Here is a 19,349-nt window from a genome sequence, read left to right on the forward strand (position 1 = left end):
AGTGCCATCAGGAAATAAGGCTACCGCGCCAGTCGTAGCTGCTGTAGGTTTCCGTCGATATGTAAGTCTGTTTGCAGCCGCGCGATATCGCGGCACAAAAATGCCATCTCCCGATGTTCTTCGAGTTTCTTGCGCCATTTCTCCGGTACGTCATCCAGGTGTTCATACAGCGCTTCCAGCGTTGGAAACTGTGCCAGCAGTTGTGTGGCACTTTTAGGACCAATACCGGCAACCCCCGGTATTTTAGAACTGCTGATCCCGGCCAGTCCCCAGTAATCTGGCAGCTGTTGCGGCAGTACGCCAAACTCTTTCTCGATAAACGGCGCATCCAGCCAGCGTTTCTGGAAATAATCGCGAATCCGCAGCGTTGGGGAGAGTAGCTGACAGTAGCCTTTATCGGTTGAGACGATAGTCGCCTGGTGTCCCGCCTGGCTAACTTTCACCGCCAGAGTGGCGGCTAAATCATCGGCTTCATTCCCGCTGGATACCCAGCAGCAGACGCCGCGCTGTTCAAAAGCGGCGCGTAAGGCGGGCATTTCCTGGTGTAAATCGTCAGGCATCGGCGGGCGACCGGCTTTGTAGTCAGGTAACCGTTGGTGACGCCAGCCGCTGTTACGCGCTTCGTCATCAAATACCGCCACGGCGTGCGTGGGCTGACTGTGCACAATCAGCTGATCGAGCGCGTGCTGGCATGTCTCCACGCAGGGGGAGCCCTGTACGGCGTGAATACGGCGGATGAGATTCAGTGCATCAACAATGAGCAGGTGGACGGCCACGGTGTTCTCCCTAACAAATTAGTCTGTAGGGTAACATTCACGACGAGTGGAGACGAGCATTGCGAAAGAGCGCTATCCGTAAGCCTGATAAGCGAAGCGCCATCAGGCAATAAAAGCCGGATGCGGCGAGCGCCTTATCCGGCCTACAGATACAAAAATGTGCTGAGAATTAATCGCAGGTGACAATCTTCATCGCCAGACCACCACGAGAGGTTTCGCGGTATTTGGCGTTCATGTCTTTACCAGTTTCGTACATGGTCTCGATAACTTTATCGAGGCACACGCGTGGTTCACTGGTACGGCGCAGCGCCATACGTGCAGCGTTCACCGCTTTAACCGAAGCAATGGCATTACGCTCAATGCACGGTACCTGAACCTGGCCGGCAACCGGGTCGCAGGTCAGACCCAGGTTGTGTTCCATACCGATTTCTGCCGCGATGCACACCTGCATTGGGCTACCACCCAGCAGTTCAGCCAGACCAGCCGCTGCCATGGAGCAGGCGACGCCAACTTCACCCTGACAGCCGACTTCGGCACCAGAGATAGAGGCGTTCATCTTGTACAGTGAACCAATGGCGCTCGCGACCAGCATGTAGCGTGCCAGCGAGTTAGCGTTCACTTCACGGATAAACTTGTCGTAATACGCCAGTACGGCAGGAACAATCCCGCATGCACCGTTGGTTGGTGCAGTCACCACGCGTCCACCGGCTGCGTTTTCTTCGTTCACGGCCAACGCGAACATGTTGATCCAGTCAACAACCGCCATCGGGTCGGTGGTGGTTTTGTCGCTGCTGACCAGCATGCGACGCAGCGCAGCAGCACGACGCGGAACGCGCAGTTTGCCCGGCAATACACCTTCGGTGGTGATGCCGCGTTCAATCCCGCTACGCATCACTTCCCAGACGTTAGCAAAGTGCTGTTCCAGCTCTTCTTTGCTGTGCAGCGCCAGTTCGTTTTGCATCATCAGACCGGAAAGCGACAGGCCGGTTTCCTGGCAATGACGTTGCAAATCAGCTGCGGATTTATACGGATATGGCACGTTTACCGGAGAGTTGTTCGGTAAACCAAAATGTTCTTCATCAACGATGAACCCACCGCCAATGGAATAGTAAGTCTGGCTGTAAATAGCCTTTTCGCCCGCCAGTGCGGTAATGCGCATCCCGTTTTCGTGCAGGGACAGATTGTCCGCATGGAAATTCATGCACTTGTCGACCGGGAACTCGACCTCATGTTGACCGTCTGCCAGCAGCAAACGCCCATGAGTATTCACATCCTGGATAAAGGACGGAATGGCATCAATGTCTACGGTATCCGGCAGATTACCCGCCAGGCCCATAATTATCGCGATGTCGGTATGGTGACCTTTCCCCGTCAGAGATAAAGAGCCATAGACATCAACCACTACGCGGGTTACGTCAGTGAGAATTCCGCGTGCAATCAGGTCATCCGTGAATTGTTTGCCTGCTTTCATCGGGCCAACAGTGTGGGAGCTGGAAGGGCCAATGCCGATTTTGAAAATATCGAATACGCTAATCATGAGGCGTCCATTGTGTATCGAGGTGCGCCGCCCCGAGGAGCGGCGCAGGGGAATTAACTGAACAGAGAGTAGAAAATAGCGGAGATAGCGATCAGGCCCATAATCACAACGAAGACGTTGCTGATATGGCCGCTGTACTTACGCATTGCCGGTACTTTCTGAATGGCATACATCGGCATCAGGAACAGAATCATCGCGATGATTGGGCCACCCAGGGTCTCAATCATGCCGAGGATGCTTGGGTTCAGCGTCGCCACAATCCAGGTGGTTACCAGCATGAACAGCGCAGTGATTTTGTTCAGTTTGTTGATTTCGATGGATTTGCCTTTGCCACGCAGAGACTTAATCACCATACCATTGAAGCCTTCACGTGCGCCCAGGTAGTGGCCCAGGAAGGATTTGGTGATAGCGATAATCGCGATGATCGGTGCCATCCAGGCAATAATCGGCGCGTTAAAGTGGTTCGCCAGGTAAGACAGAATCGAGATGTTCTGCTCTTTCGCTGCAGCCAGGTCCGCCGGAGTCAGGCTGAACACGCAGCTGAAGACGAAGAACATAACGGTCAGTACCATCATGATGTGAGCGAATGCCAGAATCTTGGAGCATTTTTTCTCTGCTTCATCACCGTACTCTTCACGCTTCGCCACGGCGAAGGAGGAGATGATCGGGGAGTGGTTGAAGGAGAACACCATTACCGGAATTGCCAGCCACAGGGTCAACAGCAGGCCGTTGCCGGTGGTTGCCGCAGAGTCAAAAGACATGGTTTCCAGAATCGCACCGCTCCACTGAGGGATCAGGTACAGCGCCAGCAGCATCAGAGCCGCAACAAACGGGAATACCAGGATGCTCATCGCCTTAACGATCATCTGCTCACCGAAGCGCACGATGGTCATCATGCCGACAATCAGGATCAGTGACAGGATTGCGCGCGGCGGCGGCGTAATCGCCAGCTGGTGGGTCAGGAAGCTTTCAACCGTGTTGGTGATCGCTACGCTGTAAACCAACAGAATCGGGTAGATAGCGAAGAAGTAGAGCAGGGTAATCAGTTTACCTGCACCAACACCAAAGTGTTCTTCTACAACTTCGGTGATGTCTTCACCCGGATTTTTACCGGACAGCACAAAGCGAGTCAGACCGCGGTGTGCAAAGAAGGTCATTGGGAAGGCAAGGATCGCCATGATGATCAGCGGGATCATACCGCCTACGCCTGCGTTAATCGGCAGGAACAATACACCCGCCCCAATCGCCGTGCCGTAAAGGCCCAGCATCCACATGGTGTCTGTTTTGCGCCATGCGCTGCGGGTCTGGCCCGTAACGATAGTGCTGGTTTGAGTGTTTTCCATCTATTTCTCCTGGAGGAAGCTTAAAAAGTCGGGTTTGGGGTCAATCCAATGAGAAAGTACCCGACTGTAAATCGAAATTCGTTGAGCGATTTTTATATAATTTTTCGCCGTAATAATTTTCGGGCGGAAAGATACATTTTAGTAATGAATGTATCAGTGATCGGGATCCCAAATGCAATAATCCACCTTTTATGTGGATAAATTTGGGCCATTAATCTGTTAAAAAATAGTCAAAGCGAATTTACGGGCGCGAAGGCTAACATTAACGACATATCTCGTGAAAGCGAAGGCGCGAAGATAGGCGTGTTCAGCTGTAAAAACTGTTGTTTTTAGATGATTTCGGCGACTAATAATAATTTTCTAAGATAAATCACGGTTGGTTTTTCAAGGTAATCGTTTGCGTGACGCGCTGTTTTTAATGAATCATCACTGGTATTTATATGATTGTCGGGGCTATGTGACTGGTATCACTAAAAAAAGCCGGGAGGCAAGTGCGCCAAACCCGGCTTTGATATGGACAAAACTGTCACCGCTATAGCGCTGCTAGCGGGTGTTGAAGGTTAGGCGCAGATCTCGTAACAAGGGATATACGCAGTGCCCGGTAACTTCATACGATGTTGTGCAACAAAGCCCTGCAGGAGATCGTCCATGCGTCGCATCATTTCGCGGTCACCGTGGATTTTGTACGGGCCAAACTCTTCAATAGCGCGGATCCCGACTTCCTTCACGTTACCTGCCACAATACCGGAGAATGCACGCCGTAAATCGGCGGCCAATACTTCAACGGGTTGATCCGGGTACAGCTTCAGGTTGGCCATGTTTTCATGGGACGGCTCGAACGGCATCTGCAGATCGGGCGCGATACGAATCGACCAGTTAAAGCTGTAAGCATCTCCTGTGTCGCGACGGTTTTCTTTCACCAGCGGCATCGCTTTTTTCATCAAACGCGCAACTTCCGCCGCATCGTCAATGATAATGCGATAGTGGCGACGCGCATCTTCCCCTAGCGTGTGCACGATAAATTCGTCCAGCACGCGGAAGTAATCCGCACTCTCTTTTGGTCCGGTCAGGATCAGCGGTAGAACCTGATCTTTGTTGGCCGGATTCATCAGGATCCCCAGCAGATACAGCAGCTCTTCTGCTGTCCCTACGCCACCCGGGAAGATGATAATACCGTGGGCGATACGCACGAACGCTTCCAGACGTTTTTCAATGTCCGGCATAATGATCAGTTCGTTTACCAGCGGGTTAGGCGGTTCAGCGGCGATGATTGACGGTTCGGTCATGCCAATAAAGCGGCTGTCTTTGTATCGCTGCTGGGCGTGACCGACCGCAGCGCCTTTCATTGGCGCTTCCATCGCCCCCGGACCGCAGCCGGTACAGATGTTCAGTTCGCGTAGACCCAGTTGGGTGCCGACGCGACGGGCATACAGGTACTCATTTTCGTTGATTGAGTGACCGCCCCAGCAGACGACCATGTTCGGCGCTTCACCAACGTGTAGCGCCCGCGCATTACGCAGGATCGAGAATACGAGGTTGGTAATATGTACCGAGCTTTCGAGATCCAGATGCTGAAAACGACCGGCGTTATGGATCTGTCCATTGACGAACAGAATGTCGCGCAGTACGGCAAACAGGTTAGCCTGTAGCGCACGAATAATGCGTCCATCAACAAACGCATCTTCAGGTGGGTTGATCAGTTCCAGCTTCACGCCCCGTTCGCGGCGCAGTACGTTAATATCGAAACTTTCAAAGCGGGACAGCAGTTCTTTACTGTTGTCGGTCAAACTGCCGGAGTTCAGAACGGCAAGCGAACAGTTACGAAACAGTTGATACAGGTCGCTGCTGGCCGTGCGTTTAAGCATATCGACTTCCAGCTGCGACAACATGTCCATTGAGCCAAGCGGGCTAATATGTGTAATCAAGTAAACTCCTTATGGGACGCAACACGTCATTCCCTATTGATTACAATAGCCCTGGCTTATGACCTTTCACAACCTTGCGCGCGGAATCCGGCACGCAAAATTGAGAAAAAAGATTACTGACGTACCAAACGACCGGTTGCCGGAGTGAAATCGGTGTTGGTGCGCCATGGGTTAATGTCCAGGCCGCCACGTCGCGTGTAGCGTGCATAGACGCTCAGTTTCTCTGGCTGGCAGAAGCGCAGAATGTCATTGAAAATACGTTCCACGCACTGCTCATGAAATTCATTATGGTGGCGGAAGGAGACCAGATAACGTAGCAGCTTCTCTCTGTCGATTTTCCGTCCACGATACTGAATTTGTATGGAGCCCCAGTCGGGCTGGTGGGTGATCAGACAGTTGGATTTCAGTAGATGGCTGACCAGCGTCTCTTCGACTGCCTTTTCACCGCTCACGGCATTTTCCAGATACGCAGTGCTGAACTGATAGTTGTCGATGACGATATCCTGATTGTCGATACAGGTCCCATTAAAGTGGGCTATCGGCTGCCCTTCCAGTTCGTCAAGGCGGTACAGCGCCACGCTGACATCGCCCTGAGCGCAGGCGCGCAGATCGTTTTCCAGCGTCTGGCGTACCGCGTCCCAGGAATCAAAACGCGTCTGGTTAAAACTGTTCAGGTACAGCTTAAAGCTTTTAGATTCAATCAGATTTACGCTGGTGTAATCCAGCTCCACATGACCGACCGCAACCTGCGGTAAGCCGTTGGCATTCAGCCACGACAGTTCATATAGCGTCCAGATATCCGCACCGTGAAAAGGCAAGTTATCGGCCTTTAAATCCAGCGGGTCGCGATTCAGGCTGCGCGGAACGCCCTGCAACAGACTTGCATCGTAATTGTCTCGGTAATCCGTTGATTTACCGAGTGTCAGGTCGTTAAGCGCCTGATGATTTTCATAAGAGGACATGTTTCACCGTCATAAACCAGATACACTATGCGACAAGTGTATCCTGGCTTTTGTGAAGAGAGAAATCAGTGGACGAATTGACAGCGCAGGCGTTGATAGCCTTTACGACGCGTTATTGCGACGCATGGCATGAAAAAAACAACAGTTGGCCGCTCAGCGAAGAGCTGTATGGCGTACCTTCTCCGTGCATCATTTCTTCCACAGACGATGCGGTATTTTGGCAGCCTCAACCTTTTGTCGGCGAAAATAACCTCAATGCGGTTGAACGGGCCTTTGATATTGTGGTACAACCTGCCGTTCACGCTTTTTACACCACCCAGTTTGCTGGTGATATGCACGCGCAGTTTGCGGATGAAAAGCTCACGCTGCTGCAAACCTGGAGTGAAGATGACTTCAGGCGCGTTCAGGAAAACCTGATTGGTCATCTGGTAACGCAAAAGCGCCTCAAGCTATCACCTACGCTTTTTATTGCCACACAAGATAATGAGCTTGACGTCATTTCGGTGTGCAATCTGTCCGGTGAAGTGTGCAAAGAAACGCTGGGAACCCGTAAACGAACGGTGCTGGCGGCCTCACTTGCGGAATTCCTCACTCAACTTAAGCCAGTTCTGTAATCCAGTTTGCCCTGAATCTTGTGAGAGATCTCTTACAAACCCTGTAGGACATTGCCAGGTGATAAGTAAAGACTTAATGAATTGATAAAATAATAATTTATTATTATTCAATTGGTTAGTGTTTTATTGTCAACTTTCATACGAAAATAATCGTAAGGGTAAGCCTGTAAGCATCTTGTAAGACAAAGCGAAACAGGCGATTCTATATCTGTCGACAAGGAGTCGCACAACGAAGAGAACATCAGGATGATGGCTCTTCGTCAGGACACACCAGGACGGTGTTGCAAGGACAGGCTTCAGGACGAAGCAAAGAGGAAGACGCTGGATGCGTTAAAGGACACCTCCAGGATGGAGAATGAGAGCCGGTCAGGATGTTCGGCGGGTCTGGATGGCCAGGATACTTCAGGATGAAGTTTTCACATCGGGGTGATGTGAGCAGGATGCAAAAGTTCAGGATGAACACGGTCGCAAGACCACAGGAAAAGTTGTCAAGGATGAGCAGGGAGCACTAAAAGTAGCTGGAATGCTGCGAAACGAACCGGGAGCACTGTTTTTACAGTGCTCCCTTTTTTTATTTCCCTCCACTAGTGCTATTCTTCGCGCCAGATTTTTCATCATTGAGGTTAATTTCATGACGACTCATGACCGTGTGCGCCAGCAGTTACACGCACTTGAAGCGCTACTGCGTGAACATCATCACTGGCGGATGGATGAGCCAGCAGAGCATCTGTTTACCAGTACGCAGCCTTTTTGTATGGATACCATGGAACCGGTCGAGTGGCTGCAGTGGGTGTTGATTCCCCGCATGCATACGTTGATTGATAACGCGCAGCCGCTTCCGCAGGCTTTTGCCGTCGCACCGTATTACGAAATGGCGCTGGCAGCCGATCACCCGCAACGCGACATTCTTCTGGCGGCATTGCAGGAGCTGGATGCGCTGTTTACAAGTGATAACGCCTGATGCTGGAAATTCTTTATCAGGACGAATGGCTGGTCGCCGTCAATAAACCTTCGGGCTGGTTGGTTCACCGCAGTTGGCTCGACCGGGATGAGAAAGTGGTGGTGATGCAAACGGTGCGCGACCAAATTGGTCAGCACGTATTTACCGCCCATCGACTCGACAGACCAACCTCCGGCGTGCTGCTGATGGGACTGTCCAGCGAAGCCGGGCGTTTGCTGTCCCAGCAGTTTGAACATCATCAAATTCAGAAACGCTATCATGCGATTGTGCGTGGCTGGCTGATGGATGATGCCGTGCTGGATTACCCGCTGGTCGAAGAGCTGGATAAGATTGCCGATAAGTTTGCCCGCGATGATAAAGGCCCGCAGCCTGCTGTCACCCATTATCGTGGCCTGGCAACGGTAGAAATGCCGGTAGCGACCGGGCGTTATCCGACTACCCGTTACGGGCTGGTGGAGCTGGATCCTAAAACCGGTCGCAAGCACCAGCTCAGACGCCATCTGGCGCACTTGCGCCATCCGATTATCGGCGATAGCAAGCACGGTGATTTGCGGCAAAACCGCAGCGCCGCAGAGCATTTCGGTTGCCAGCGATTGATGCTGCATGCCAGCCAGCTTGCGCTGACCCATCCTTTCACCGGTGAACCGCTGGTTATTCGCGCCGGACTGGATGACGTCTGGATGCAGGCGTTATCACAGTTTGGCTGGCGTGGACTTCTCCCTGAGAATGAAAGGGTTGAGTTCAGCGGGCTGTCAGGTCAGGATGAGCAGATAGATTCTTAAGTCCCAGGAGATTACGGTTATGGCGGAAATTGGAATTTTTGTCGGCACGATGTACGGAAACGCGCTGCTGGTTGCCGAAGAGGCCGAAGCTATTTTGACGGCGCAGGGTCATAAAGCTACGGTGTTCGAAGATCCGGAACTTAGCGACTGGCAGGCATATCAGGATAAATATGTACTGGTGGTGACTTCCACGACCGGGCAGGGCGATCTGCCGGATAGCATCGTGCCGCTGTTTCAGGGGATCAAAGATAATCTCGGTTTCCAGCCAAATCTGCATTACGGGGTAATTGGGCTGGGCGACAGTAGCTACGTTAATTTCTGCAATGGCGGCAAGCAGTTCGATGCGCTGTTGCAGGAACAAAGCGCCCACCGTGTAGGAGAAATGCTGCTGATTGATGCCAGCGAGCATCCTGAACCGGAAAGCGAATCCAATCCCTGGGTAGAAAACTGGGGAACCTTGCTTAAATAACTCCCTCGCCCGTACGGGCATGCAACCCCCATTTGAACCGCAAGCCGGGCCAGGCGAAGCCGCCACCCGGCAATAAAACCCCAATTACGTGAACTAACTTCCACTACTTTGGGCTTATGCCCCAAACAACTTCTCACTGTCTCCCTAATGTTGTGTTCATGCACGGTGAGGGCAAGTGGCACTCCTTCATATACTTTTCCCGTCAGTTCCCGGAATGGCAGCGAGTCAGAATAAAACGGCCCTGAGCTGTACCAACACTGCCACACACTAACCTCTCATTCTGATCACCCTACAGGTGCTGTACAGAATGAACTGGCGAAAGCCAGGATTCAGGAGTGCAACAATGAGTTCATTAAGTCAGGCGGCGAGCAGCGCGGAAAAACGCACTAACGCTCGCTACTGGATAGTGGTGATGCTGTTTATCGTCACATCCTTCAACTACGGCGATCGCGCCACCTTATCCATTGCCGGTTCGGAGATGGCCAAAGACATCGGTCTGGATGCGGTAGGGATGGGGTATGTATTCTCCGCTTTCTCATGGGCCTATGTTATCGGCCAGATCCCCGGCGGCTGGTTGCTCGACCGCTTTGGTTCAAAACGCGTTTATTTCTGGTCCATCTTTATTTGGTCCATGTTTACCCTGTTGCAGGGTTTTGTCGATATCTTCAGTGGCTTCGGCATTATCGTTGCGCTGTTTACTTTGCGCTTCCTCGTTGGTTTAGCTGAAGCGCCCTCTTTCCCCGGCAACAGTCGTATTGTGGCGGCGTGGTTCCCGGCACAGGAAAGGGGCACGGCGGTCGCTATCTTTAACTCTGCGCAATACTTTGCCACCGTTATCTTCGCGCCAATCATGGGTTGGCTGACCCACGAAGTGGGTTGGTCGCACGTGTTCTTCTTTATGGGCGGTCTTGGGATTGTTATCAGCTTCGTCTGGCTGAAGGTGATTCATGAACCTAACCAGCATCCAGGCGTAAACCAAAAAGAGCTGGAGTACATTGCCGAAGGTGGGGCGCTGATCAACATGGATCAGGCGGCAGCCAAAACAAAAGTGCCGTTTAGCGTGAAGTGGGGGCAAATCAAACAGCTGCTGGGTTCACGGATGATGATCGGGATTTACATCGGCCAATACTGCATTAACGCGCTGACCTACTTCTTTATCACCTGGTTCCCGGTTTATCTGGTACAGGCTCGCGGTATGTCGATTTTGAAAGCCGGTTTTGTTGCTTCGGTTCCGGCCATTTGCGGATTCGCCGGCGGCGTGCTCGGCGGCATTATTTCCGACTGGCTGATGCGCCGTACCGGTTCGCTGAATATCGCCCGTAAAACGCCAATCGTCATGGGGATGCTGCTATCGATGGTGATGGTGTTCTGTAACTACGTCAACGTCGAGTGGATGATCATTGGCTTTATGGCGCTGGCCTTCTTCGGTAAAGGCATCGGCGCGCTGGGATGGGCGGTGATGGCTGATACCGCACCTAAAGAGATCAGCGGTCTGAGCGGCGGTTTGTTCAACATGTTTGGCAACATCTCCGGCATCGTCACGCCAATTGCTATCGGCTACATCGTCGGGACTACCGGCTCGTTTAACGGCGCGTTGATTTACGTCGGGGTACATGCGCTGATTGCGGTGGTGAGCTATCTGGTGCTGGTGGGCGATATTAAACGTATCGAACTGAAACCTGTCGCAGGACAATGATGATGACAACACAATCGAGTCCCGTTATTACCGATATGAAGGTCATCCCGGTGGCCGGTCATGACAGCATGCTGCTCAATATTGGCGGCGCGCATAACGCATACTTTACTCGTAATATCGTGGTGCTCACCGATAATGCCGGAAACACCGGTGTCGGTGAAGCGCCTGGTGGTGAAGTGATTTATCAGACGCTGGTGGATGCGATTCCGCAGGTGTTGGGCCAGGAAGTGGCGCGCCTGAATAAGGTGGTGCAGCAGGTGCATAAGGGCAACCAGGCCGCTGATTTTGACACCTTTGGCAAAGGCGCCTGGACCTTTGAACTACGGGTCAATGCGGTAGCAGCGCTGGAAGCCGCATTGCTCGACCTGCTGGGTAAGGCGCTGAACGTGCCGGTTTGTGAACTGTTAGGGCCGGGCAAGCAGCGCGATGCGGTCACCGTACTCGGCTATCTGTTCTACGTGGGCGATCGCACAAAGACCGATTTACCGTATCTGGAAAGTACGCCGGGAAACCATGAGTGGTATCACCTGCGTCATCAGCAAGCGATGAACAGTGAGGCTGTGGTACGTCTGGCTCAGGCTTCGCAGGATCGCTACGGCTTTAAAGATTTCAAACTCAAGGGCGGTGTACTGCCTGGCGAGCAGGAAATCGACACCGCTCGTGCGCTGAAAAAATGCTTCCCGGATGCGCGTATTACGGTTGATCCCAACGGTGCCTGGCTGCTGGATGAAGCCATCTCCCTGTGTAAAGGGCTGAACGATGTTCTGACCTACGCTGAAGATCCATGCGGCGCTGAACAGGGTTTTTCTGGCCGCGAAGTGATGGCCGAGTTCCGCCGTGCAACCGGTCTGCCGGTAGCAACGAACATGATAGCCACCAACTGGCGTGAAATGGGCCATGCGGTGATGCTGAATTCAGTAGATATTCCGCTGGCCGATCCGCACTTCTGGACCCTTTCTGGCGCGGTACGCGTGGCACAGTTATGCGATGACTGGGGCCTGACCTGGGGCTGCCATTCTAACAATCATTTTGATATTTCCCTGGCGATGTTCACCCACGTTGGTGCGGCTGCGCCGGGTAATCCAACGGCTATTGATACCCACTGGATCTGGCAGGAGGGCGATTGCCGCCTGACCAAAAATCCGCTGGAGATTAAAAACGGAAAAATTGCGGTACCCGATGCGCCCGGTCTGGGCGTGGAACTGGACTGGGATCAGGTACAGAAAGCGCATGAAGCCTATAAGGCGCTGCCCGGCGGCGCGCGTAATGACGCAGGCCCAATGCAGTATCTGATCCCCGGATGGACTTTTGACCGTAAACGTCCCGTTTTCGGCCGCCACTAATTTTGAATAAGGACTTAATTATGAGCGCACAATTTTCTACCCCATTGGTTACCTCTATGCAGGTTATTCCGGTTGCGGGTCATGACAGCATGTTGATGAACCTGAGCGGCGCACATGCTCCGTTCTTCACGCGCAATATTGTGATTATTAAAGATAACTCCGGTCATACCGGCGTGGGTGAAATTCCCGGCGGCGAAAAAATCCGCAAAACTCTGGAAGATGCGATCCCGTTGGTGGTAGGTAAAACGTTAGGTGAATACAAAAACGTGCTGAATGCAGTACGCAATACTTTTGCCGATCGTGATGCGGGCGGTCGCGGTTTGCAGACCTTCGATTTACGTACCACTATTCATGTGGTTACAGGGATCGAAGCGGCCATGTTGGATCTGTTAGGTCAGCATCTGGGTGTAAACGTCGCCTCTTTGCTGGGGGATGGCCAGCAGCGTAGCGAAGTTGAAATGTTGGGTTATCTGTTCTTCGTGGGTAACCGTAAGGCAACGCCGCTGCCGTACCAGAGTCAGCCGGATGAGAAATGCGACTGGTATCGTCTGCGTCATGAAGAAGCGATGACCCCGGATGCGGTAGTGCGCCTGGCGGAAGCCGCGTATGAGAAGTATGGTTTCAACGACTTTAAACTGAAAGGCGGTGTGCTGGCCGGGGAAGAGGAAGCAGAATCTATCGTTGCGCTGGCGAAGCGCTTCCCGCAGGCCCGCGTCACGCTGGATCCGAACGGCGCGTGGTCGCTAAATGAAGCGATTAAGATCGGCAAATATCTGAAGGGTTCTCTGGCCTATGCGGAAGATCCGTGCGGTGCCGAGCAGGGCTTCTCTGGTCGTGAAGTGATGGCGGAGTTCCGCCGCGCCACCGGTCTGCCGACCGCCACCAACATGATCGCCACCGACTGGCGTCAGATGGGGCATACGCTGTCGTTGCAGTCTGTGGATATCCCACTGGCGGACCCGCACTTCTGGACTATGCAGGGTTCTGTCCGTGTGGCGCAGATGTGCCATGAGTTCGGGCTGACCTGGGGATCGCACTCTAACAACCACTTTGATATTTCGCTGGCGATGTTTACGCATGTTGCGGCGGCGGCTCCAGGAAAAATAACCGCTATCGACACCCACTGGATCTGGCAGGAAGGCAACCAGCGCTTGACCAAAGAGCCGTTTGAAATCAAAGGCGGCATGGTGCAGGTTCCGGCAAAACCGGGTCTGGGCGTGGAGCTGGATATGGATCAGGTCATGAAAGCGCATGAGCTGTACCAGCAACATGGACTGGGTGCGCGTGATGATGCGATGGGTATGCAGTATCTTATCCCGAACTGGACGTTTGATAATAAGCGTCCGTGCATGGTTCGCTAAGTGATCCAGGACCGCTCCTATAGAGTGAGCGGTTTTGCTCCTGGTGTATGCTTAACATAATCAACATGCGTAAGGATGCTTTATGAAAATAGTAATCGCACCCGATTCCTATAAGGAAAGTTTGAGTGCGCTTGAGGTGGCAACGGCTATAGAGCTGGGGTTTCGTGAGATCTGGCCCGATGCGGATTACGTGAAGATTCCGGTTGCAGATGGCGGTGAAGGAACGGTCGAAGCGATGGTTGCCGCAACGCAAGGTCACCTTGTGCATGTTGATGTTACCGGCCCTTTGGGCAACACAATTCAGGCATTTTATGGTTTATCTGGTGATGAGCGCTCGGCGTTTATCGAAATGGCGGCCGCCAGCGGACTGGAACAGGTTCCTGTGGGGTTACGCGATCCGCTGAAAACGACATCCTGGGGAACCGGGGAGTTAATTCGTCATGCGCTGGACGCTGGCGTTGAGCATATCATCATTGGGATTGGCGGTAGCGCCACCAATGATGGCGGTGCCGGGATGGTGCAAGCGCTGGGAGCAAAACTGCTGGATGCGCAAAATAACGAAATTGCGCAAGGCGGAATCGGTCTGGAATCTCTGTCCCGGATTGATATTTCTCAGTTAGACAGCCGTCTTGCCGGGTGCCGTATAGAAGTTGCTTGCGATGTGACCAACCCGTTGACTGGAAAAGAGGGCGCATCTGCGGTTTTTGGTCCGCAAAAAGGGGCTACGCCGGAGATGATTACCCGCCTGGATCGGGCGCTCACGCACTATGCGCGACTTATTGCCCGCGATCTGGACGTCAACGTGCTGGATCTGGCCGGTGGTGGTGCGGCGGGTGGTATGGGGGCGGCACTGTATGCGTTTTGCGGCGCACAGTTACGCTGCGGTATTGAGATAGTGACCGATGCGTTACACCTTGATGCCTGCGTTGCGGATGCGGATTTAGTGGTCACAGGTGAAGGACGCATTGATAGTCAGACCATTCACGGTAAGGTTCCGGTTGGCGTGGCGAAGGTCGCAAAGCGTTACAACAAGCCGGTTATCGGTATCGCAGGTAGCCTGACGGCCGATGTCGGTGTGGTCCACGAGCATGGGCTGGATGCGGTTTTCAGTGTCATCTATACCATCTGTACCCTGGATGAGGCGCTGAAGAACGCGAGCGACAACGTACGAATGACGGCGCGAAACGTAGCCGCAACGCTTAAAGCAGGGCAGCAATTACGCTGAGTTGTAGGTCGTATAAGGCGTTTACGCCGCATTCGGCGATGTGCCCGATGCGCGACGCTTATCGGGCCTACGGTAAACAGCGAAGCCTGTAGACCGGATAAGGCGTTTACTGCCCGATGCGCGACGCTTATCGGGCCTACGGTAAACAGTGAAACCTGTAGGCCGGATAAGGCGTTTACGCCGCATCCGGCGAATATCACCCCAATATCCGTTTCGCTTCGCGCGCAACGTTGTCCATTTCATCCAGAAGCTCTAAAAACTCAGGTTCCAGCTCTTCTTCTTTGGTTCCACTGCGTAGCTGTTGTTCAATGAGCTGACACAGGTTTTTCATGCGGGGGACACCACTATAACCGCAACTGCCGTGCAGCTTGTGAATCATATCCACTAGCCCTTCGGGGTTCTCTCCGACCAGTTGCTCTTCGATTTTGTTACGCACCTCAGGCAGAAAATCGATCAGCATTTGCAGCATATCCCGCGCCAAATCGTTCTTACCCGCGGCTTGCCTTAATGCCAGTTGCCAGTCGAGCGTCGTGTTCGGATTGACGACCGGCTCAAGAGGTTCTGCGGTGAGTGCCCGCAGCGATGTGCTTGCGCCCGGTTTGTAACGTAACAGCAGATTATGCAGCTTATCTTCCTCGATAGGCTTCGCCAGGTAATCGTTCATCCCGGCGCTGAGCAGCTTCTCTTTCTGCCCGGCCATGGCGTGTGCGGTGACCGCAATGACTGGTGTCTGCTGTTGATGAGGAAGCTGGTGGATCAGTTCGCAGGCACGAATGCCGTCCATGTCTGGCATCTGAATATCCATCAGGATCAGGTCAAACGGCATTTGTCTGGCGCGATCCACCGCCTGATGCCCGCTGTCGCAAAGCACGACGTGCTGGACCTTATCTTCCAGCAATGCGCCAATCAGCTTGAGGTTCGCCGGGTTGTCGTCTACCGCCATGACGGTCATCGCGATTTTGCTCTCATCTAACAGCAGCGGATCCGCGCTGTGGTTCAGCTGACAATACTCTGTCAGCGCAGGCAGTAAGCGGGTTGAGGTGAGAGGTTTCAACAGACACGCCGCCGCGCCGCCCTGTTTCAATTTCTCAGCGTTAATTTGTGCATGACAAGGCAAGGCTAGCAACAGGAAGTCGGTCATCGCTGCTGCGCTTGCCAGCCGCTCATGCTGCATGGTGAGTGGTTCGCGCATAGTGACCGGAATGCCCAGCAACAGAATGTCGTAGTGCTCCGCTGGCAACCCGGAGAACGAAGGGCTGTAAATCACCTCCAGCGGTGTTTCACTCAAGATATCTAACGTGCATTGTGCGGCGGTGGCGTTAGGTTCGACGTAGGCCAATCGTTTACCGGCAAGGCATCGGGTTGTCGAACGATCAATAAGCACGTTAGGGTTGAGATCGAGGCTGATATGGAACCAGAACGTGGAACCCCGATTAGGTTGGCTGTGGAAGGAGATATCCCCACCCATTTCGTTGACCAGTTTTTGCGTAATGACCAGACCTAGCCCGGTTCCGCCATGACGCCGGGAAATACTGGCATCCGCCTGACGGAAAGCCTGGAACAGGCGGGATTGATCGCGCTCAGGAATACCGATCCCGGTATCGCGGATTTGTACTTCAATTTGCACTTTCGTGTTACTAAGGGCTCGCTTCTCGACCAGAATGTCGATGTTGCCGCCCTCGGTAAATTTGATGGCATTGCCGACCAGATTGGTGATCACCTGCTGTAAACGCAGCGGGTCACCGATGACGTTGTCCGGTACGTCATTCTTAATATTCAGCGTCAGCTCAAGCCCTTTATCATGGGATGAATGCGCTAACAGCGTAACGACGTCATCCAGCGTGCTGCGCAGCGGGAACGGAATGCTTTCCAGAATCAGCTTGCCCGCCTCAAGTTTGGAGAAGTCGAGTACATCATTGATGATGGCCAGCAGATTGTTAGCCGAGCGTTCAATGGTATTCAGGTGATCGCGCTGTGTGGTGTTGAGCTCGGTTTTTAGCGTTAGACGGGTGAAGCCAATCACGCCATTCAGCGGTGTTCGCAGCTCGTGGGACATGTTTGCCAGAAACTCAGACTTAATACGTGCCGCTTCCTGGGCGCGTTTCTTCGCCAGATCCAGCTCGACGTTCTGGATTTCCATCTGCTCCAGCGTTTCGCGCAGGTCAGAGGTGGCCTGATCGATGTTGTGCTGCATCTCTTCATGGTAAGCAGCGAGAGACATCGCCATCGAGTTGATACCATTTTTGAGCATATCCAGCTCGCCCAGCATGAAACCTTCCACGCGGCTGTCGAGCTGTCCTCTACGTATTCGGTCAACGGTATTCACCATATTGCGAATCGGGCCGGTCACGTCGCGCATTAGACGCCAGCCGAAAATTAACGCAATACCAATACAAAACAGCATCATTACGCTGGAGATAAAGATCTCTTTGTACTGCTGCAATCGTACGGACTTAAGGTCCAGCTCAAGCGCCACATACCCCAGCATATTTTTGGTGTTTTTGGCGTCGCTTACGGCGGATTCATCCGGTGAATAGCTTTCCGATATAATAGGGGTTCGCAGGATCATGATATCCCCGTGCCGGGTGACGCTCAGCTTCCGGGGAAACGGTGAACCTGTCGCCAACTGCATTTCAGACGGATCGAGATGAAAATTTGAGGTGACGAACAGTCGGTTATTTTCGTCATAAACAGAAATTGCCCGCACGATATCGGAATGGCGACGATGCAGCACGCTGATAAGCTGGCCGATGGATTCCCTGTTTTGCAGGTTCATGCCATATTCGCTGGAGACCGCGAGTGGTTCAATGATGCTGGCACCAGCATCTTCCAGTTGACGCTGCAAGTCGTTATAGCGATGCACAACAAAAAAGATACTGAGCAACAAACCTATCAGGACGGTCGGGGCCAGGATCAGAATCATCATGCGTGCGCGCAGGCTGTAGTTGGTCATGGAGTTCCGTTATGGGACAATTAGGGTCACACTGTTAAATAGAGAAATATCTCGTCGATGGCGCAATTCTACTCTGCAAAACGACGCGTGACGACGCGTCAGATCATAACCGTTACCGTCAATGACCTTGATCCTTTCGGTCAGGGCGTCGCTCGCCATAACGGAAAGGCGTTGTTTATACCGGAATTGCTACCCCAGGAAAGCGCCGAGGTGGTGATTACCGAAGATAAAAAACAGCTTGCCCGCGCGCAAGTAAAACGACGTTTAAACGACAGCCCACAGCGTGAAGTGCCACGTTGCCCGCATTTTGGCGTGTGCGGCGGTTGCCAGCAGCAGCATGCCAGCATCTCATTGCAGCAGCGTAGCAAAAGCGCAGCGTTGTCGCGTTTAATGAAATGTGAGGTGTCGGATGTTATAGCTGATGCCCCGTGGGGCTATCGTCGTCGCGCACGTTTGAGTCTGAACTATCGGCCAAAAGAACAAAAATTGCAGATGGGGTTTCGCAAATCCGGTTCCAGCGACATTATCGATGTCAAACAATGCCCTATTTTGGTGCCCCAGCTTGAGGCGTTATTGCCCCATCTCAGAGCGTGTCTGGAAAGTCTGCAAGGGTTACGCCATCTAGGCCATGTCGAACTGGTGCAGGCGGGAAGCGGAACCCTGATGATTTTGCGCCACACGGCACCATTGAGTGCTGCGGATAAAGAAAAACTGGAATGCTTTTCGCATTCTCAGGGGCTGTCTTTGTTTCTGGCCCCGCAAAGCGAGATACTGGAATCAATATCAGAAGAATCGCCCTGGTATGATTCAAATGGACTACGGTTAACCTTCAGCCCGCGCGATTTTATTCAGGTCAATGAAGGGGTAAACCAACAAATGGTCGCCCGTGCGCTGGAATGGCTTGATGTGCAACCTGAAGATCGTGTACTCGATCTGTTCTGTGGCATGGGAAATTTTACCCTACCGCTGGCAACTCGGGCAGCAAGCGTGGTTGGCGTAGAAGGTGTTCCTGCGTTGGTGGAAAAAGGCCGAGAAAACGCGCTGAATAACGGATTACACAATGTGACATTCTTTCATGAAAACCTTGAGGAAGATGTTACCCGACAGCCGTGGGCGAAAAACGGATTCGACAAAGTATTGCTCGATCCTGCGCGTGCGGGGGCTGCAGGTGTGATGCAACATATTATAAAATTAGAACCTATACGCGTTGTTTATGTATCCTGTAACCCAGCAACGCTGGCTCGTGACAGCGATGCTTTGCTCAACGCTGGATACGCCATACGGCGACTGGCGATGCTCGATATGTTTCCGCACACTGGACACCTGGAATCAATGGTCCTGTTTGAGCGTTTGTAATGAATTTTGTACCCATTGGATTTCGGGTTGTAATGCAGCATGAAAG

At 52.9% G+C, this 19,349-nt stretch carries 15 protein-coding genes; 9 read left to right on the plus strand and 6 right to left on the minus strand.

Annotation, left to right across the window (positions count from 1 at the left end; genetic code table 11):
* Positions 1-20: 20 nt before the first annotated feature.
* From xni to queF, 5 genes are all read right to left on the minus strand, one after another.
* Positions 21-776 carry a flap endonuclease Xni gene (xni, locus tag C2U43_RS05395; protein ID WP_003825659.1) on the minus strand — a complete coding sequence of 252 codons (756 nt, stop codon included), beginning with the start codon at positions 774-776 and terminating at the stop codon, positions 21-23.
* A 169-nt stretch (positions 777-945) separates the two neighbouring features.
* A complete protein-coding gene (locus C2U43_RS05405; RefSeq protein ID WP_003034070.1) occupies positions 946-2,313 on the minus strand; it encodes an L-serine ammonia-lyase in 1,368 nt (455 codons plus the stop codon).
* 53 nt (positions 2,314-2,366) lie between these two features.
* Positions 2,367-3,656: an HAAAP family serine/threonine permease gene (locus C2U43_RS05410; protein ID WP_003034073.1), complete on the minus strand. Its 1,290-nt coding sequence runs from the start codon at positions 3,654-3,656 to the stop codon at positions 2,367-2,369.
* 560 nt (positions 3,657-4,216) lie between these two features.
* On the minus strand, positions 4,217-5,581 hold the full coding sequence (gene ppnN, locus C2U43_RS05415) for a nucleotide 5'-monophosphate nucleosidase PpnN (RefSeq protein WP_003034076.1): 1,365 nt from the start codon (positions 5,579-5,581) through the stop codon (positions 4,217-4,219).
* A 113-nt stretch (positions 5,582-5,694) separates the two neighbouring features.
* Positions 5,695-6,543: an NADPH-dependent 7-cyano-7-deazaguanine reductase QueF gene (queF, locus tag C2U43_RS05420; protein WP_103284774.1), complete on the minus strand. Its 849-nt coding sequence runs from the start codon at positions 6,541-6,543 to the stop codon at positions 5,695-5,697.
* A 68-nt stretch (positions 6,544-6,611) separates the two neighbouring features.
* On the opposite strand from queF, the gene syd reads away from it, so the two are divergent.
* The 8 genes from syd to C2U43_RS05465 all read left to right on the plus strand — a co-directional run bounded on the left by syd (position 6,612) and on the right by C2U43_RS05465 (position 14,994).
* Positions 6,612-7,157 carry a SecY-interacting protein gene (gene syd / locus C2U43_RS05425; protein ID WP_032944836.1) on the plus strand — a complete coding sequence of 182 codons (546 nt, stop codon included), beginning with the start codon at positions 6,612-6,614 and terminating at the stop codon, positions 7,155-7,157.
* 631 nt (positions 7,158-7,788) lie between these two features.
* Positions 7,789-8,118 (plus strand): YqcC family protein, encoded by a 330-nt coding sequence (locus C2U43_RS05430; protein ID WP_003825670.1) that lies wholly within the window; start codon positions 7,789-7,791, stop codon positions 8,116-8,118.
* A complete protein-coding gene (truC, locus tag C2U43_RS05435) occupies positions 8,118-8,900 on the plus strand; it encodes a tRNA pseudouridine(65) synthase TruC (RefSeq protein WP_003825671.1) in 783 nt (260 codons plus the stop codon). Before C2U43_RS05430 ends, truC begins: the two co-directional genes overlap by 1 nt.
* Positions 8,901-8,919: 19 nt before the next feature.
* Positions 8,920-9,369, plus strand: coding sequence for a flavodoxin (locus tag C2U43_RS05440; protein ID WP_003825676.1), 450 nt, complete (start codon positions 8,920-8,922; stop codon positions 9,367-9,369).
* 343 nt (positions 9,370-9,712) lie between these two features.
* Positions 9,713-11,065, plus strand: a complete 1,353-nt coding sequence (gene gudP / locus C2U43_RS05450) for a galactarate/glucarate/glycerate transporter GudP (RefSeq protein WP_008785689.1) — start codon at positions 9,713-9,715, stop codon at positions 11,063-11,065.
* Between the two features lie 2 nt (positions 11,066-11,067).
* Positions 11,068-12,408, plus strand: a complete 1,341-nt coding sequence (locus C2U43_RS05455; protein ID WP_048215648.1) for an enolase C-terminal domain-like protein — start codon at positions 11,068-11,070, stop codon at positions 12,406-12,408.
* Between the two features lie 20 nt (positions 12,409-12,428).
* Positions 12,429-13,769 (plus strand): glucarate dehydratase, encoded by a 1,341-nt coding sequence (gene gudD, locus C2U43_RS05460; protein WP_003034111.1) that lies wholly within the window; start codon positions 12,429-12,431, stop codon positions 13,767-13,769.
* An 82-nt stretch (positions 13,770-13,851) separates the two neighbouring features.
* Positions 13,852-14,994 carry a glycerate kinase gene (locus C2U43_RS05465; RefSeq protein WP_060683310.1) on the plus strand — a complete coding sequence of 381 codons (1,143 nt, stop codon included), beginning with the start codon at positions 13,852-13,854 and terminating at the stop codon, positions 14,992-14,994.
* A 196-nt stretch (positions 14,995-15,190) separates the two neighbouring features.
* Here C2U43_RS05465 and barA read toward each other — a convergent pair whose 3' ends face one another.
* Positions 15,191-17,947, minus strand: a complete 2,757-nt coding sequence (gene barA / locus C2U43_RS05470; protein ID WP_103284775.1) for a two-component sensor histidine kinase BarA — start codon at positions 17,945-17,947, stop codon at positions 15,191-15,193.
* A gap of 57 nt (positions 17,948-18,004) precedes the next feature.
* On the opposite strand from barA, the gene rlmD reads away from it, so the two are divergent.
* Positions 18,005-19,303, plus strand: a complete 1,299-nt coding sequence (rlmD, locus tag C2U43_RS05475) for a 23S rRNA (uracil(1939)-C(5))-methyltransferase RlmD (RefSeq protein WP_103284776.1) — start codon at positions 18,005-18,007, stop codon at positions 19,301-19,303.
* Positions 19,304-19,349: the final 46 nt, after the last annotated feature.

Source organism: Citrobacter freundii complex sp. CFNIH9 (assembly GCF_002903305.1).
GTDB lineage: Bacteria > Pseudomonadota > Gammaproteobacteria > Enterobacterales > Enterobacteriaceae > Citrobacter > Citrobacter portucalensis.

Coding starts and splice junctions, on each gene's coding strand:
- C2U43_RS05410 (WP_003034073.1), bottom strand. CDS start 3,656: ATGGAAAACACTCAAACCAGCACTATCGTTACGGGCCAGACCCGCAGC.
- truC (WP_003825671.1), top strand. CDS start 8,118: ATGCTGGAAATTCTTTATCAGGACGAATGGCTGGTCGCCGTCAATAAA.
- rlmD (WP_103284776.1), top strand. CDS start 18,005: ATGGCGCAATTCTACTCTGCAAAACGACGCGTGACGACGCGTCAGATC.
- gudP (WP_008785689.1), top strand. CDS start 9,713: ATGAGTTCATTAAGTCAGGCGGCGAGCAGCGCGGAAAAACGCACTAAC.
- C2U43_RS05465 (WP_060683310.1), top strand. CDS start 13,852: ATGAAAATAGTAATCGCACCCGATTCCTATAAGGAAAGTTTGAGTGCG.
- C2U43_RS05440 (WP_003825676.1), top strand. CDS start 8,920: ATGGCGGAAATTGGAATTTTTGTCGGCACGATGTACGGAAACGCGCTG.
- C2U43_RS05455 (WP_048215648.1), top strand. CDS start 11,068: ATGACAACACAATCGAGTCCCGTTATTACCGATATGAAGGTCATCCCG.
- gudD (WP_003034111.1), top strand. CDS start 12,429: ATGAGCGCACAATTTTCTACCCCATTGGTTACCTCTATGCAGGTTATT.
- C2U43_RS05405 (WP_003034070.1), bottom strand. CDS start 2,313: ATGATTAGCGTATTCGATATTTTCAAAATCGGCATTGGCCCTTCCAGC.
- queF (WP_103284774.1), bottom strand. CDS start 6,543: ATGTCCTCTTATGAAAATCATCAGGCGCTTAACGACCTGACACTCGGT.
- barA (WP_103284775.1), bottom strand. CDS start 17,947: ATGACCAACTACAGCCTGCGCGCACGCATGATGATTCTGATCCTGGCC.
- C2U43_RS05430 (WP_003825670.1), top strand. CDS start 7,789: ATGACGACTCATGACCGTGTGCGCCAGCAGTTACACGCACTTGAAGCG.